This is a genomic window from Bradyrhizobium sp. CCBAU 11357, from assembly GCF_028128865.1.
Lineage (GTDB): Bacteria > Pseudomonadota > Alphaproteobacteria > Rhizobiales > Xanthobacteraceae > Bradyrhizobium.
The window spans coordinates 417211-432347 of sequence record NZ_LBJW01000017.1 but is presented as its reverse complement, the minus strand read 5'-3'; the positions used below and the strand labels follow the sequence as shown (position 1 = coordinate 432347).

Genomic DNA, 15137 nt, shown 5'->3' with positions numbered 1-15137 from the left:
AAGGAAAAGCGGGATCGCCCCGATCGATCGGGGACTACCCGGTGGAACCCTGGGGGTTCGCGCCCGTTGCATCTCAAAACAAACCGAGGGAGGACTTGCAATGATGAAGATCGCTCTTTCTGTGGCCGCAGCCGCAGCGATACTGATGACTGCCCCACTCAGCACTCCGACGAAGGCAGAGGGCGTCAAGGTGGCCCAGGGCGTCGATGTTCAGGTCGGCCGGGACCGCGACTACCGCTACGATTACGATAGGGAGCATCGCCGGCGGTATGACTCCGACACCACAGTTGGTGTCGGCCCAGGTGGTGTCACCATCGGCCCACGACGGCACTGTCGCACGGAAACGACCACGGTTGAACGGGACGACGGCCGCATGATCACACGCAGGGAGCGCCGCTGCGACTGAGAACGCGACGCGCTGCGTGAGGCGCGTTACCGCGGAGGCGAGTGGGCAGCATTGGCAGTCGAGATATCCGACCCTGAACCGCCACGAGATACTGCATTGGTTAACTCGGCGATATCGGCGTTCCTCAGGATACCGTACCAATGGATTTCAGTGTGGTTCGAGGCCTCTCTTCACGGTCGCTGGCACACGTTTGATGCAATGCACGTCGCGACCATCCGCGTATCAGCCGGATCCTTATCACCCGCGACCGCGACGCGGCCGATGTCGCTATATCGACAACATTCGGTTCGGCTGCGTTGGCGCGTTTCATCGTCCTCACAGATCAACGAACAAAAGAGCCAAAGTTTTAAGCTGGTAACAGCCGCGTAACGCCCTTTCAAATGAGGCGACGAGCGCTTCGACCAAGCTAACAGCGAACGCGACCCATAATATTAGGAACGCTTCGCGCCGCTCGATGTCAGGCTACGCAATTCCCCTTCGTACGGCGTGGTAGCTGATACATCCGTCTCTTCGGCATGACGCCTGCATGCGTGCTGCAGGTCGTTTATTGGCCGGACCTCGTTGGAGACATCGCGCACGTTTAGTACCAACGTCCACGGCCGTACCAGCCGCCGCCGCCCAGCAGCAGAATGAGAAGAACAATGATGAGAAGCGTGGTGGTATCCATTTGGATCTCCCTCCGAAGGCTGCGCATTACGCCGCAAAAAAATCTAGTTTTGGCAACGTTTTTCCAATCGTCCGGTTCCAGGAACCCACGTGGCGAGGCGGCGCAGGCTTGACGTCCGCGCTCAAGTGCTCATCTACGCGGTCCTTCGCTGAAATGGTGTCCACGATACGTCCGATTTACCCTACCCAATAGCGACCGAAGAACGGACATCGCGGGATATCTCGAATGTGCCGCCGGAAACATGCTCATGCACCGCAGCAACTCGTAGCTTTATTCGATCACCTCGTCGGCGCGCGGCTAACAATCAGGTTTGGCCGGGCGGGATCCTCTGGACTGGGAAACACAGGATGCTCCAGCCGCGCTTAGCGCCCGCGACGTAACCGGGCGGTGACCTCGTCGTTGTGGGCCGCGACGGCTGCCAGTACTACAGCCTCCTTGCGCTTCGTGCCCAGTTCCGCTGCGACCCCATCCAATTCTACGGGGGAGATCCGGAGGTCGCGGTGGGCCTCCTCAAGGCCGAGCGGCGTCGTGCCGGGCTTGGTGGCCGTGAACTGGAAGGGCCACCCGAAACGTTGCAGACCCACATCGTCCGCATGAACTTGAGGCTGGGCAGCCTTCCCAGGTTCTTGGTGTGCCATTCCCGCAGCTGCGGGTTGGCCGCCGCCCTCAAGGGCCGGCCGTGCCGGCTGCCCGAGGGCGATCTGATGCACGCGCTATTCGGCGCTCCTCACTAGTTTGATGCGCGGTTCTGCTGCTTGCATCAGGCTGCGATAGGCCGCGAGATAGTCAAGCGCCATGCGGCGGGCGGTGAAACGCGCCTCAAACTGTTTTCGGACCGCTGCCCGGTTCAGTAGAGAGAGACGGCCGACTGCCGAGACGGCGCTGGTTTCATCCTCGACGATGAAACCGGTCAAGCCTTCGTCGATGATCTCCGCAACCGAACCGCGGTTGTATGCGATCACCGGGGTACCGCATGCCATCGCTTCAATCATGACAAGACCGAACGGCTCCGGCCAGTCGATGGGAAGGAGCAGCCCAATCGCGCCACTGAGAAAATCTGATTTTTCGTGGTCCCCGATCTCACCGATGTATTCGACGAGCGGATGGTCGATCAGCGGGCGGATGATCTCATCGTAGTATTCCTGATCGGCGCGATCGACTTTGGCTGCGATTTTCAAGGGAATGTCGCATCGGATGGCGATCTTGATGGCGCGATCGACGCCTTTTTCTGGCGCAATGCGACCAAGCACTGCCAGATAACCAGGCGTGATCGGTTTCGGCGTCAGCAGTTTTTCCGGGAGGCCGTGATGAATGGTGCGGATAAAGTTGGCCTGCGGCACCGGCCGCCGCTGCGCGTTCGAAATTGAAATCACCGGGATGGATGAAAATGTCGTGAACACCGGCTGATGCTCGGGCAGGTCGAGTCTGCCGTGAAGGGTGGTGAGAAATGGTGTCGGCTGCCGGGCAAACAACGAGAATGGATAGTAGTCGAGATGAAAATGCAGAAAATCGAACTCCTCATCGTCGCATTTTTGCCGCACACGCTCGAGCATCACCATGTGCAACGCGTTGGGATCGCGAACCGACCCGTCGAGGCGCAGCGCCTTCGGCCACGTCGCGTGGAGTTTTGCCGAGGTGCTGGAATCGCCGCTTGCGAACAACGTGACATCATTCCCAAATGCGACCAGTTCCTCGGTCAGCCAGTGCACCACCCGCTCAGTGCCGCCGTAAAGCCTGGGCGGAATAGCCTCCGTGAGCGGAGCAACCTGCGCGATGCGCATCTATTTATCTCCCTGTTTTCGTTAGGAACAGCAGATACCGATGAGGGCGGTGTAGAACGAGCATGCGCTTCTGAGCTCAAGCGCCGCTGGTCAATATTGGTCAGTTTTCTGAAATAAACGGAGCGTGACCTGCTCCATTTGCGTGGTTGAGCGGAAAGACTTTTTTTGTCCTAGCGGTCGAAGATGAGTTTGGCGGTCGGTAGGCGTAACAAGGAAGAGAACGGACCTGCAAGTGCGGCCGCCGCCAATATCAGCGGAAGTATGGAATTTAAGGATTTGAGGCTCTACAATCCGGTCTCCTGTTGAACCGAATACTCATTGGCTCCGCTCAACGATGCCTGGGCGGCACACCAAGGCTCCGTGAATTCAAATCCAGGCGATTTTTTGTGTTTCCGTCCGTGGCGTAGACCACCGACAGGCCAAGCGACCCCGTGCAATGATTCGGCGCCGGTTGTTCGAGGCGGTGCACGATGCCGAATTCAGAATATTCGCGAAAGCATGACTTAGAGTGCCTGCGTCTGGCATCTGACTTGACGCAGTTGGCGAACGGTACCGTAAGTCCTGTTCTGCGATTGCAGTTCCTTCGGATGGCCAAAGTCTGGACCAGGCTGGCGGAATTGGACCAAACGCAAACAGCGCGACAAGGCATTGAATAGCGGCCCCGGCAAGTTCGGTCTCGATCTAGCAGGGCATCCCTGTTTCGCAGTTGCCCTCTGCATGACTCTGCCAGGCATGATGGCCGCGGCTGGTCCTCCGCTCACGCCATAACCGTGCTCGAAAATCGAAACTACCGATGCACTTCACTTGGGTTGCATGCGAACCGAATTGCCGGGTTTGGATCGGCGCGGTTCCGCCGTGGGATGCATGAATTGTCGCCGCAGGAATTGCAGATCACTGGTCTCGTCGCCACTGATGCCGTCGTCGACGTGCTTCCGGAGAACGGGTTGACCAGATCGGCGGTGGCTTCACTGACGCTGAAGCCGGCGCAGGATCGCCTTGTCGGCAGTGCAGACGACGAGAAGATCCCGCCCGCGCCAAAATCCACAAAGACGGCCGAAGCCGCCGTACCGACCGACGAAGTTGTGGCTGTGTCTCCCGCACCAAAGTAGCAGAGCCGTGCGTTCTACCTTTCCCTACGCCCCTCGTTATGGCCCTGCACTGCGATCGACGGTGGCGTCAGGAATGCGTCGAAACGCTCCTTCACGACGGCGTAGCATTCGCACGACGCCTTCTCCAGATTCACGCGGTCGAGCACCTGCATAGTTCCCCGATGGTAGCTAATGAGCCCGGCTGTCTGCATCGATTGTGCCGCGAGCGTCACGGACTTCCGATTGGCGCCCAGGATATGCGAGAGAAATTCGTGCGTATAAGGGAGTGATTCGCCTCCGGCACGGTCATGCATCATCAATAGCCACCGGCACATTCGTTCTTCCGTCGTATGCATTGAATTGCATGCGACAGTCTGTTGGACCTGCGAAAGCAGCGTCTCCGAATAGCTGACGAAGAGATCGCGCACGTGTTCGCTGTTCTTGAATTCATCTTGCAGCAGTTCGATCGGACATCGAACCGCAAGGCCTGCGAGTTGCGCGATGCACCGGTTGAATGAGACGCGGCTATACATCGCAGCGAAGAGGCCGAATGCGCCTTCGCGCCCGATGTTGGCGGTCTCGATCGCGGCGCCATTCTCCAGGACCGTCAGCAACGAAAGCACAGAACCCTGCGGGAAGTAGGCGTGCTTGAGGAGACCACCCGCATCGCAGACCATATCGCCAAGCTTGAACTCGATTGGCTCGAGATGGATATCTATCCGCTTACGGCTGGCCGGCTCCAGCGCGCCGAGCAATCGATTGCTTCGCAGGTCATGATCGGTTTGAGGTTTGGTCATTTCTCTTGTCGTGGTCCGGTTGCCTGGACGTATCCGAGTGGGGGCTCCGGCGCGGCTAGGAGTGAAAGGGAAATCCTCCGATACTAGACAGAAATTCGGCAGCAGGTCTGAGCAATACGGCTCATGTCTCAGGGTCCCGCAAACGCGGGTGTTGCGGACTACAATGGCGGAGAACCCACCAGCGAACGCAATTCCTCGACCATAGCCGCCGCCCGACACGGTTTCCCGACAAAGCAACTGTTGGAAGGAAGTTCGGACTGCTGCAGCCGAACCTCGCCAGATACGACAAGGATTTTATGCGTGGCCAGCGGTCGCGCACCGCGTGGGCTAATTTCAGCCCGTACCAGACGGGACAGACCGTTATATCCAACCATCTGGAGGTAGAGACGCGTTTCCGGACCCCTCAGCTTTTGGCCGATCACGGCGTCAGGCGCGCGATCAACGTGCAGATTGAGAAGGGTGGAGACGGCAACAGCTTCTTCGGCGTGTTGGAAGTTGATAGCGCGGACCCCGGCCAGTTCGATCAGGCGGACGCCGATTTTCTTGCCGGTTTTGCCGGACTACTGGGAGTAGCCATCGAACGTCAGCAGGCAGACGCGAGACTCCAGGAGGCGCTAGAACATCAGGCCCTACTGACGCGGGAGATGAGCCACCGCGTCAAGAACAGCCTCACCTCCGTCGTCGGCCTGCTTCGCGTCCAGGCGCGCAGCGCGCAATCCCAGGATGTCAAAAATGCCCTCGAAGACGCAAGCCTGCGCGTGGCCACCATCGCCGAGGTTCACGATCATTTATGGCGCGGATCGCGGATCGGCTTCGTCGATCTCGCAGATTTTATGACCGAGCTCTGTAAGAAGCTGAAGGGCAACACCGATGGACACACGCTGCATTGCCACGCGGACCCGATGCTACTTTCGGCGGACAACGCCATTCCCTTGGGGCTTCTGATCACCGAACTCGTCACCAACGCGATCAAATACGCCTACCCAGGAGGTCGTGGTGCGATCGAGGTGGCAGCCCGGGAAATCGACGGACATCTTCATGTCGAAGTTTCAGACGAAGGCATCGGCCTTCCCGACGGCTTCGCCATCGATCAGCCACGCGCGAGCCTGGGCTGCAAGGTGATCGCCGGCATGGCGCGGCAGCTTCAGGGCCATCTGACGATCGCTGCGAAGATGATCTGACCCTTTCGATACTTCGATATCGTTTTCCCCGCCCCGACTTTGGCGAGAAACTCTTGCGGATCGAACGTGTCCTTGCTTGGCTTGATTGCCATGTCGTCCTTGGCCTCGAATGTGCCTGTTCGGCTATCATACGCCCTCGCCGCCTCAAATAACACGGCGTTCTGATACGCTCGGCGGACCGCATGCCACGTAAATGAAGGAAGTTTCGCTCGGGGAACGACGAAACTCCTCTAAGCCGCAGATATTTGCGGCGCTCGGGACGTCGGTGATCGCCTTGCCGGCGTTCGCCCCCAAAGCCAAAGCGAGTGAGACTGTTGCCTTGGCAAAAGCAGATCGGCTTCTAGTCCGCTCCGTTGCGCAGAGTTGCTTGCAGCAGGTTTGGCCGGACTTCGCTACGGCGTGTTTGCGAAGCAACGGTTCGGAAGCAAAGATTGTGGAAGCGCGCCTCGTTACCGCCCGTCGTTAAGCGACACTCCCGACGAACAGCAGTTTGGAAATCTCGCTCACCATAATGGGGCTCAAACCGACCGCGTTCACAGCGACGCAATCTGTACGGAAATCGGTGCCACCCTTTCCTTGGCTCTAGGCCCGCAACGCAATGAGCTGCCCCTCCGCTTACTCGCGCTGATGGACAACTTTGCGAAAGTTGGATTGAAGGCATGAAGGATTTTTCAAATGCGTCGTTTCCACCCGACACCATCCAAATCATGACGGTGGCAATGAATAGTGCGCTCTCTACACTTCCGCATCCGATCAGTTCAACGCATGTTCAATCCGTGGCTGAGACAATTCTGCGCACGGCCAAGGACGGAGAGCGGGACCCAAAGGTCTTAGAGCGAATGGCACTTCTGGAACTTCGAATTTCGTCCCGCCCCTAGTCTCCTGCCCGATCGCGTTAAGGCGTTTGACGATCAAGCTAGCGCTGCCGGAACAATTTCTGACCTTCACCTTGTTACGGGCGGAGGGCGGCGGATGTTCAATTCTTTGATGTTGTTGGCCGCCAAGCAAACGGAGTAGTTGCGCTTCGGATGATGAAGTTGATGCACGGCGGCAGAAGCGCCCGCCGCGAAGCTAATCTGATGCTCAGTGAAAAGATAAGCGCAGCTTTCGAAGCTGCCGCAAGTCTCGTCGCTGGTGCTTCCGGGGATGAATTAGTTCATCGATACCGACAGCACGTAGCGAAGAATGCGAAGCGGCTTTCGGGCCAGAGCCGAAACCGTGCGCTTAAGCGGCCAAGACGCCGACGAAAGTAGTGTAGCAGGCATAGACCTTCTGGTCCGAACGGCAAGTTGAAATAATCTGGAAGAGCCACAGTCTCATGTGGAACTTCCATAACTCGCCGTTTGGAACGTCGAACTGCGGAGCCTGTTGTCTTTGCACGAATGACCGCTGTGGTCCCAATCCATCCTTTGGAGTGTCATATGAGCAAACGTAAACCGGCAACGGCGTCAAAGCACGCGCGCAGTCCGAAAATAGCCGCGAAGGCCCAGCGGGCCACTCAGGCTATTGTCAGAAGCCCGAAGGTCAGTCTGCGCTCCGTTGCGGCAGGCTCGGTTAAATCGTCTCCCAAGCGTCATAACGACTCAGAACCAGTGGCTGCCCTTGTTGTACCAGTGGCTCCCCTTGTTATCGCGAATCCAGTGGCGGCCCTACAAGACGATTTCAAAAAGACGATGACGGGTAACAGCTTGAGCAAAGGATTTGATTTATCTTCAGCCACCGCAAGCGTGCGCGCTTATCAAGCAAAGCTGCTGGAAATGGCGCAAGCTAACATGACATTTGCTTTTGAGTTCAGCGAGAGGCTGGTGACGATTGGTTCGCCCCTCGAATTTGTCAATGTCATTGCAGAATTCACAAGCAAGCGTATCGCCATGTTCGGGAAGTATTCGAAAGAGCTTGCCGAAATAAGCGCCAAGCGGTCAGCCTAAGAGACAAGGCCACCCTATTTGCCAAACAGACTATGAAGATTCGCTTCGGCTTTAGCTCTGCGGACTCTACACATAATTTCTTAGGCACGTGCATCTACGGCGTGATCCTTCGCGCTTAAAATAGCATCATGAGACGAGGTATTTTTTGGGAACGATACGAAGCAGCGAACCTTGCCTACTCAGAGCTGAAACGATCCCACGAGTTAATCCAATGAACATTCTCCCCGTTGATCGCGCGCTAAGCATATACGGCGTCCTCGCCGACCGCTCCGAGACGAAGGGCGCCCGTGAACGGCTTTCCAGGCACCTGATGGAACTGTACATCGGCGGCGAAAAAGACCAGCACCGCTTGACGGTGCACGGACTATCGTATCTTCGCGAGCTGGACCGGGCAATTGACGCCAGAACCTGAACAAGCATCCGTGGCCGGGATTAGCGCTCTTGAGCTTGTCGCTGCTTCCGCAGGGAATTGCGCAGGTAGTTTACCAGGGCGTAGCCCGAATAGGGAAATCCAATGAGCACACTGATCGAGGGTTATGTTCGCGCGGACGTTCCATTGAATGTTTTGGAGACAAGTGTGCACAAGTCCTCCACGAGCCCGCTCGGCGGCGTTCTAGAGATTTCGACTGAAGATGGTGTCCTTCGTCTCGCGATAAGCGGCGACGCGGCCAAAGACCTGAAGATCGATTTGGATCAATTCTTAGCCCAAGAATGAGCGCAGGAGGGCGCGAGAACAAACGGGTGGTCTATTTTCAGCGATGAACCTTGCGGCCAGCACCAGTGCGCCCATCGAAAATTCTTTTCCGTGCGCGGTTATCATGCGCTCGGAGAGCTCTGCCAGCTCTTGGAAGAACTGATCCTTGCTTTCGGCTTCATTTTGCACTCGAGTGGCCGTCATGAATTCCCTCCCAGCGCTCGCGGCAAGGCTCCTCGCCCTGCTCGCTGTTACTTGAAGACTTGCGGCGGGAACGTCACGATCGCCGCCTCGCCGCTTCGTGTTCCAATTGCAAGATGCTGGCCGTCTTCGGACCATCGGAGGGTTTGGACGGCACTCCGACCCGGCGGTTTGACGACCAGCTCGTCGGGTTCTCCGATCCTGGCGACAACGACCCTGCCGTCGCTATATCCTGCCGCAACCAACCGACGCCCCGGGTGCATATCCACCGCCTCGACGAGGACGAATCCCGCGCGACCGGTGCTCAGGCTCGTCAGCTGCTCGCTACCATCGTCAAGGCTGGACGCGTCCCATGCGATGATCCGATAGGCGCCGCTCGTCACAAGAAAGCGGGAGTCTGCACTCCACGAAAGAGACGAGACGCTCGCAGGATAGCTGGAAATCCGAATGGTTCGCGCATCGGAAAGGCGCGCCAACAAGATGCCTCCCTTCGCTATCGACATGGCCAACCAGCTTCCGTCGGGGCTCCACGACAAGTTTGAGATTGAGCCTAGCGCGAATGAAGCGGCCGGCTCGGGTCGCGGTCCGAAGGCACGGATAAGCAGGTAACCGTCAGCTGCTATCGCAAAGCTCCGACCATCTCGCGATACGGCCATCACGGATGAAGTCCCTCCCGCGCGTTCCTGGAGCCATCCGACATCACCATTGGAATCATAGTGTATGACCGACCCGCCAGAAGCAGCCAGAACACCGCCGGCATGCACCGAGGCAACGAGATCGATCGGAGCCCCAAGTTTCGCAACTTGTCGGGTAACACCCGATGCCGACACGTGGAGCAACTGGCTGCCATCACCTGCAATAAAGCCCGATGGCTCTCCAGGTAAGGTGAAGCGGACAATCGCTGACAACAACTTTCGTCAACGGAGGCACCGGATTTCGCCGCGGTGAGATCGTCGACCGGCCTCCATCCAAGGAAATACGACAACGATCTTTCGGTGGCTCCGCTCAAGGGCAGGCAGCAAGGTCGGGTGATCGTCGCGCCATATCTGCGTTTTCGCTTTCTTGTTGTCTCGAGCTTGCCCGATCCAACCGTCTCGCGTCGCCGGAGCGCGCGCACCGCATGCTTGCGATGCCAGTCCGTCGTCGCGCACAGCTCGTCGAGGATCCGTCCCTTCTCCCCTCGTTTGGCCGACCGGTAACGCTCCGTTACTGCGAGTCGTAGTCGGCGAACGTGGTATTGCGGCGTTCCCCGTAAAGGCCGATCAGTTGCTCGATATAGGGTGCTTCCTCGTCCTGCGGCAGGTCCGGAGTGACGCCCGGAGGAGCCGCACCTGGGTCGTAGCCGAACCATTTGACGAGCGCTGGGATCGCATATTCGTCCTCGGCGAGCCCCGCGGCATCGAGCCAGTACACGCTATCGAAGGCGAAGCGTTCGATTGCGTCGCGGATCCCCGGCGTGAGCGTGACGACCTGGTTTTCGACGAGCTCCGGGGCGACGAGTTCGTTCCACCTGTCGAGGAACGCTTGGCGAAAGCGTTCCGGATGAGCGACGAAGTTCTGGACGTTTCGGACGACGCCCTTTGGGGCCACGAACGTGTACCCTCGCGGAAGCCGGTACTCTCCGGCGGCCGAGTGCATGAAGATCTTGCCGAGTTCGACGAAGGCGGCCTTCTCCGAAAGCCTGGACGACAGCTGCTTGCACTGGAAATTGTCCCACTCGCCTTCGTGCCGCTGCCTCGTGACATAACCGACCACGTCGCGACCCATGTCGCCCGTGCCGGACCAACGCTGCGTTTCGACGTAGTCGCGCGTCCTGCGTTTGGCCCAATCCGTCACGAATCTTTCCAGCGCGTCGTCGTCGAGCGCCCGTATGCGAGCGGCGTAATTCGTTATCAAGGGTTGCTCCAGATTCGGTTAACAGCCCAGGATAGGAAATCTTGCTGATCCGCACCATTGGCATTGGGCACGCTATGGAGCGGGCCGACCGGCGAAGATGTCAAGCACGGCCCCCGTTTGGCATTGGACGGGAGTGCGTTGCCCCCAGCCCGCTTACTCACAGCGGACGTACTATGCTTCCGGGCCCGGACCAAGATCGGCCTGTAGCGGACGTTCTATGGTCGGTTAGCAGTAGGGACGTTGAGAGGCCCTCTGGTCGGCGCCGGCGCCCGCTGGAAGCGAACCACTTCGCGCTGGCTTTCCGGCCCGCAAGATCCGCGAACTGGCCGCGGCCTACGCCGATCCGCGTGAGATGGCCGTCCTCGCGGCCGGCCAGAGGATCGCTGCCGGCCGCCGCGACCGCCGCGATTTCAAGGTGCGGCCGCGATCTGCCGTGTGCGGCCGCAGCCAGCCGTGTGCGGCCGCACGTTGCGTCCGTAGCCTTCGGAGTAACGGTTCGGCAACATCCCGGTCGCGGTCCTGCGCAAGCGCGATATTCGGCGCGTACTCGACCGCCTGGTCGATGAGGGGCACAAGGTCTCCTACGTCAGCCGCATCGCGAGCGTGCTGCGGGCCGCATTCAATCTCGCCATCGAGGACGAGGAAATTCCGGCCGCGCCCGTGGTGCCCGAGATCCGGGGAGAGGCCGAGATGGAAGCTGAAGAACTCCGCGGCCGCGAACTCACGATTGTGGAGGTCGCCAAGCTCTTCGATGCAATTTCCGACCCTCACGTACTCAACTACAACGTCGGTGAGATCAACACCGCCGCGCGCCCCGAGGCCATTCTCGAACTTGTCGCCGAACAGATCGACTGGCAGCACAACCTTTTCTTCATGAACCCGGAGGGGCGCATCCAGACCAAGAAGGTCCGTCCGATCATGCGCATCTCGGCGACGTGGGCTCCGTGGCTCAAGACCACTACGAAGGGTCCGATCGTGAGCTATCGGGGCGAGGCGGTGAAATCGATTAAGACGGCGATGCGCAATCTGGTCAGCAAGGCCAAGCTCCCCGGTCGGGTGAACTCGACCTCGATCCGGCACACGCTGGGCAGGTACATGGAGAACGTGGCGAAGGTTCCCGGGCGCGAGATCTCGATCTTCCTGGGCCACGTCCCGGTGGGGAAGAAGAAGACGACCCGGCGCTATTCGGGCATCGACCCCTACGCCCCCGATTACCTGAGCAACGCCATCGCCGCCGTCGAGGCCTTCGTGCGCGAGGTCAACAAGCACACCAAGAAGTGGGACCTGGAGAAGCCCTACGCCATCAAGCCGGGCTGGAAGAGGCGGAAATAATGGTCACCAGCCCCCATCCCCAACACGGCGACATGGCTGCGTCCCGCGGCGGCAACACGGTGCGTGCATTTTGCGTGCTAATGGGGCAGAAAAGCGCGGTCTGGAGCTACCGCGAGGCCGGGCAAGCCATTGAATTGATGGTCGGAGTGGCAGGATTCGAACCTGCGACCCCTGCGTCCCGAACGCAGTGCTCTACCGGGCTGAGCCACACTCCGACAAGAAGGCGGCTTATAGCGTCGGGTTTGACGCACTGCAAGCGGCCGAGCTGAGGAATTTTATCCCTGTGAAAACGGGTGTTGAAACGCTGATTTTGCCGGCCGGCGCGGCCGGCGCGGAAGCCGCCGCCCGGCGACTTGCGGCCGGCGGGCTGGTCGCGTTTCCGACCGAGACGGTCTACGGGCTCGGGGCGGATGCCGCCAATGCCACCGCGATCGCCCATCTCTACGCCGCCAAGGGGCGGCCGGCGTTCAATCCGCTGATCGCGCATGTCGCGGACCTCGAGGCCGCGCGGCGGATCGGGCGGTTCGACGCGCGCGCGCTGGCGCTTGCGGAGGCGTTCTGGCCGGGGCCGCTGACGCTGGTGGTGCCGAAGACCGAGGACTGCCCGGTGGCGGATCTCGCCACCGCCGGCCTCGACACGGTGGCGATCCGCATCCCCGCCCATCCCGTCGCGCAGGCGATTCTGCGCGCCTTCGGCGGCGCCGTGGTGGCGCCGTCGGCCAACATCTCCGGCCACGTCTCGCCGACGCTGGCCGCCCATGTCGAGAGCGACCTTGCCGGGCGGATCGACCTGATCGTCGATGGCGGGCCTGTTACGGTCGGCGTGGAATCGACGATCGTCGGCTGCCTCGACGCGCCGATGCTGCTCCGTCCCGGCGGGCTGTCACGCGAGCGGATCGAGGCGGTGCTGGGCGCGCCGCTGGCGCGGCCGCCGGTGGAGGCTGGCAGCGACGACGGCCAGCCGCTGGCGCCGGGCATGCTGGCCTCGCATTACGCGCCGCGCGCCCATGTGCGGCTCGATGCGCGTGAGATCGCGCCGGGCGAGGCGCTGCTGGCGTTCGGCCCCGCGCGCCTGCCCGGCCTTGACGCCGCGTCGGCCGTCATGAATTTGTCGCCCACCGGTGATGTCGATGAAGCCGCCGCCAATCTGTTCGGCTATCTTCGCAGCCTCGATGCGAGAGCGCCGCGGGCGATTGCGGTGATGCCGATACCCGAAGATGGTCTGGGCGAGGCGATCAACGACCGGCTGCGCCGCGCCGCGGTGGCGCGGTGAAGCAAGAGACGAGGACATGAACATCAACAAGCCTGCCACCCCGCCGCTTGCCCCCGAATTGATCGTGCAATTCCGCAAGATCGTCGGCGACCGCCACGCGATCACCGATCCGACTGATATCGAGCCTTACGTCACCGAAGAGCGCAATTTGTTCCACGGCCGCTCGCCGCTGGTGCTGCGCCCGGGCTCGACGGCGGAGGTCTCTGCCATCTGCAAGCTCGCCTCCGCGCACAACATCGCGCTGGTGCCGCAGGGCGGCAACACCGGACTCGTCGGCGGCCAGACGCCGCATAATGGCGAGGTGGTGGTGTCGCTGCGCCGGCTCGACAAGATCCGCGAGGTCGACACCGCCTCCAACACCATGACGGTCGAAGCCGGCGTGGTGCTGCAGATCGCGCAAGCTAGGGCGTCCGAGGTCGACCGGCTGTTTCCGCTGTCGTTAGGGGCCGAAGGCAGCTGCACCATCGGCGGCAATCTCTCCACCAATGCCGGCGGCACCGCAGCGCTCGCCTATGGCGTCGCGCGCGAGATGGCGCTGGGCCTGGAAGTGGTGCTCGCCGACGGGCGCGTGCTGAACGCGCTGTCGAAGCTGAAGAAGGACAACACCGGCTACAATCTGCACAACCTCTTCATCGGCGCCGAAGGCACGCTCGGCATCATCACCGCGGCGACGCTGAAACTGTTTCCGAAGCCGCGGGCGATCGAGACCGCCTTCGTCGGGCTGAAATCGCCGGCGGCGGCGCTAAAGCTGCTGACCATCGCGCAAGGCGAAGCCGCCAATGCGCTGACGAGCTTCGAGCTGCTGTCGCAGCTGGCGGTGGATTTCTCCGTGCGCCACGGCATCGAGGTGCGCGATCCGCTCGCGGAGAAGCATCCCTGGTACGTGCTGATGGAATTGTCATCGCCAAGCGAGGATGCCCGCACGCCGCTGGAGACGATCCTCGCCCGCGCCATGGAGGAGGAGATCGTCGACGATGCCGTGATCGCGGCCAATCTCACCCAGCGCGGCGCGTTCTGGAAGCTGCGCGACGAGATGTCGGCGGCGCAGAAGCCGGAAGGCGGCTCGATCAAGCACGACATCTCCGTCCCGGTTGCGGCCGTGCCTGCATTCATCGCGGAAGCCGATGCGGCCGTGGTGAAGCTGATCCCCGGCGCCCGGCCGGTGCCGTTCGGCCATCTCGGCGACGGCAATCTGCATTACAATGTCAGTCAGCCGATCGGCGCCAACACCGCCGATTTCCTCGCGCGCTGGCATGATGTGAACGCGGTGGTGTTCGAGATCGTGCTGCGCATGGGCGGCTCGATCTCGGCCGAGCACGGCATCGGCGTGCTCAAGCGCGACGAGTTGCCCGAGGTGAAGGACAAGACCGCGATCGAGCTGATGCGACAGGTCAAGGCGATGCTCGATCCGCTCGGCATCATGAATCCGGGGAAGGTGCTGTGAGCGCCCTTTCGATCGAGCCCATCTCCGACGCCGATGTCGAGCCAGTCGTCGCGCTATGGCAGCGCTGCGGCCTGACGCGGCCCTGGAACGATCCGCATGCCGACATCGCGCTGGCGCGGCGCCGGGCCAATTCCACCGTGCTGGTCGGGCGCGACAATGGCGCGATCGTCGCCACCGTGATGGTCGGCCATGACGGCCATCGCGGCTGGGTCTATTACGTCGCCGTCGATCCCACCTGTCAGAAACGCGGTTATGGCCGCATCGTCATGGCCGCGGCCGAGGACTGGCTGCGAAGCGCCGGGATTTCGAAGCTGCAGCTCCTGGTCCGCCGCGAGAACGCGCAGGCCAACGCGTTCTATGGTTCGCTGGGCTTCGAGCTCTCGACCTCCGTGATGTTCCAGAAGTGGCTCGACGGCCGAGCGACCACGCCAAGCAATTGAGATCCAGCC

General features: G+C 60.8%; 15 protein-coding genes, 1 tRNA gene and 1 pseudogene. 11 read left to right on the top strand and 6 right to left on the bottom strand.

Translation table 11 applies throughout. The features are described 5' to 3' along the window. The first annotated feature begins 100 nt into the window (after nt 1-100). Nucleotides 101-406, top strand: coding sequence for a hypothetical protein (locus XI05_RS07065; RefSeq protein ID WP_038387527.1), 306 nt, complete (start codon nt 101-103; stop codon nt 404-406). A gap of 1380 nt (nt 407-1786) precedes the next feature. Here XI05_RS07065 and XI05_RS07055 read toward each other — a convergent pair. Next, a complete protein-coding gene (locus XI05_RS07055) occupies nt 1787-2854 on the bottom strand; it encodes a glycosyltransferase family 4 protein (RefSeq protein WP_271499953.1) in 1068 nt (355 codons plus the stop codon). A gap of 869 nt (nt 2855-3723) precedes the next feature. Here XI05_RS07055 and XI05_RS07050 point away from each other — a divergent pair. After that, nucleotides 3724-3963 (top strand): hypothetical protein, encoded by a 240-nt coding sequence (locus tag XI05_RS07050; RefSeq protein WP_271499952.1) that lies wholly within the window; start codon nt 3724-3726, stop codon nt 3961-3963. A gap of 14 nt (nt 3964-3977) precedes the next feature. Here the strand turns inward: XI05_RS07050 and XI05_RS07045 are convergent, their stop codons facing one another. Then, nucleotides 3978-4739, bottom strand: coding sequence for a Crp/Fnr family transcriptional regulator (locus XI05_RS07045; protein ID WP_271499951.1), 762 nt, complete (start codon nt 4737-4739; stop codon nt 3978-3980). Between the two features lie 341 nt (nt 4740-5080). Here XI05_RS07045 and XI05_RS07040 point away from each other — a divergent pair. From XI05_RS07040 to XI05_RS07010, 5 genes and pseudogenes are all read left to right on the top strand, one after another. After that, nucleotides 5081-5920: pseudogene (locus XI05_RS07040) on the top strand (sensor histidine kinase); the annotation flags it as partial. Between the two features lie 659 nt (nt 5921-6579). Next, nucleotides 6580-6798 (top strand): hypothetical protein, encoded by a 219-nt coding sequence (locus XI05_RS07030; RefSeq protein ID WP_271499950.1) that lies wholly within the window; start codon nt 6580-6582, stop codon nt 6796-6798. Between the two features lie 543 nt (nt 6799-7341). Next, entirely contained in the window at nt 7342-7848 is a 507-nt protein-coding gene (locus tag XI05_RS07020; protein ID WP_271499948.1) for a phasin family protein, read from the top strand. 211 nt (nt 7849-8059) lie between these two features. After that, the gene (locus XI05_RS07015) at nt 8060-8260 is read left to right on the top strand and encodes a hypothetical protein (RefSeq protein WP_038387535.1); all 201 of its coding nucleotides are present in this window, start codon (nt 8060-8062) and stop codon (nt 8258-8260) included. A gap of 102 nt (nt 8261-8362) precedes the next feature. Then, entirely contained in the window at nt 8363-8563 is a 201-nt protein-coding gene (locus XI05_RS07010; protein ID WP_038387444.1) for a hypothetical protein, read from the top strand. On the opposite strand, the gene XI05_RS07005 is transcribed toward XI05_RS07010, so the two are convergent. From XI05_RS07005 to XI05_RS06995, 3 genes are all read right to left on the bottom strand, one after another. Continuing rightward, a complete protein-coding gene (locus tag XI05_RS07005) occupies nt 8549-8746 on the bottom strand; it encodes a hypothetical protein (protein ID WP_081494501.1) in 198 nt (65 codons plus the stop codon). The genes XI05_RS07010 and XI05_RS07005 overlap by 15 nt on opposite strands. Nucleotides 8747-8793: 47 nt before the next feature. Beyond that, a complete protein-coding gene (locus XI05_RS07000; RefSeq protein WP_333939820.1) occupies nt 8794-9246 on the bottom strand; it encodes a WD40 repeat domain-containing protein in 453 nt (150 codons plus the stop codon). A gap of 703 nt (nt 9247-9949) precedes the next feature. Continuing rightward, complete coding sequence (locus tag XI05_RS06995) at nt 9950-10639, bottom strand: hypothetical protein (RefSeq protein ID WP_271499947.1); 690 nt, start codon at nt 10637-10639, stop codon at nt 9950-9952. A gap of 603 nt (nt 10640-11242) precedes the next feature. Between XI05_RS06995 and XI05_RS06990 the strand changes: the two genes are divergently transcribed. Beyond that, complete coding sequence (locus XI05_RS06990) at nt 11243-11971, top strand: hypothetical protein (protein ID WP_271499946.1); 729 nt, start codon at nt 11243-11245, stop codon at nt 11969-11971. Nucleotides 11972-12109: 138 nt separating this feature from the next. On the opposite strand, the gene XI05_RS06985 is transcribed toward XI05_RS06990, so the two are convergent. Next, nucleotides 12110-12186 (bottom strand) — tRNA-Pro (locus tag XI05_RS06985). A gap of 68 nt (nt 12187-12254) precedes the next feature. Between XI05_RS06985 and XI05_RS06980 the strand changes: the two genes are divergently transcribed. The 3 genes from XI05_RS06980 to XI05_RS06970 are packed head-to-tail and all read left to right on the top strand — an operon-like array spanning nt 12255 to nt 15128. Next, a complete protein-coding gene (locus XI05_RS06980; protein ID WP_271499945.1) occupies nt 12255-13244 on the top strand; it encodes an L-threonylcarbamoyladenylate synthase in 990 nt (329 codons plus the stop codon). Nucleotides 13245-13260: 16 nt separating this feature from the next. Continuing rightward, nucleotides 13261-14688, top strand: a complete 1428-nt coding sequence (locus tag XI05_RS06975) for an FAD-binding oxidoreductase (protein ID WP_271499944.1) — start codon at nt 13261-13263, stop codon at nt 14686-14688. After that, nucleotides 14685-15128 (top strand): GNAT family acetyltransferase, encoded by a 444-nt coding sequence (locus XI05_RS06970; protein WP_271499943.1) that lies wholly within the window; start codon nt 14685-14687, stop codon nt 15126-15128. The genes XI05_RS06975 and XI05_RS06970 overlap by 4 nt, the downstream gene beginning before the upstream one ends. Nucleotides 15129-15137: the final 9 nt, after the last annotated feature.

What these genes read in the sequence shown, in the direction of transcription:
- XI05_RS07015 (WP_038387535.1), top strand. Translation starts at nt 8,060, where the DNA reads ATGAACATTCTCCCCGTTGATCGCGCGCTAAGCATATACGGCGTCCTC.
- XI05_RS07030 (WP_271499950.1), top strand. Translation starts at nt 6,580, where the DNA reads ATGAAGGATTTTTCAAATGCGTCGTTTCCACCCGACACCATCCAAATC.
- XI05_RS07000 (WP_333939820.1), bottom strand. Translation starts at nt 9,246, where the DNA reads ATGTCGATAGCGAAGGGAGGCATCTTGTTGGCGCGCCTTTCCGATGCG.
- XI05_RS07055 (WP_271499953.1), bottom strand. Translation starts at nt 2,854, where the DNA reads ATGCGCATCGCGCAGGTTGCTCCGCTCACGGAGGCTATTCCGCCCAGG.
- XI05_RS07045 (WP_271499951.1), bottom strand. Translation starts at nt 4,739, where the DNA reads ATGACCAAACCTCAAACCGATCATGACCTGCGAAGCAATCGATTGCTC.
- XI05_RS07005 (WP_081494501.1), bottom strand. Translation starts at nt 8,746, where the DNA reads ATGACGGCCACTCGAGTGCAAAATGAAGCCGAAAGCAAGGATCAGTTC.
- XI05_RS07010 (WP_038387444.1), top strand. Translation starts at nt 8,363, where the DNA reads ATGAGCACACTGATCGAGGGTTATGTTCGCGCGGACGTTCCATTGAAT.
- XI05_RS06975 (WP_271499944.1), top strand. Translation starts at nt 13,261, where the DNA reads ATGAACATCAACAAGCCTGCCACCCCGCCGCTTGCCCCCGAATTGATC.
- XI05_RS07020 (WP_271499948.1), top strand. Translation starts at nt 7,342, where the DNA reads ATGAGCAAACGTAAACCGGCAACGGCGTCAAAGCACGCGCGCAGTCCG.
- XI05_RS07065 (WP_038387527.1), top strand. Translation starts at nt 101, where the DNA reads ATGATGAAGATCGCTCTTTCTGTGGCCGCAGCCGCAGCGATACTGATG.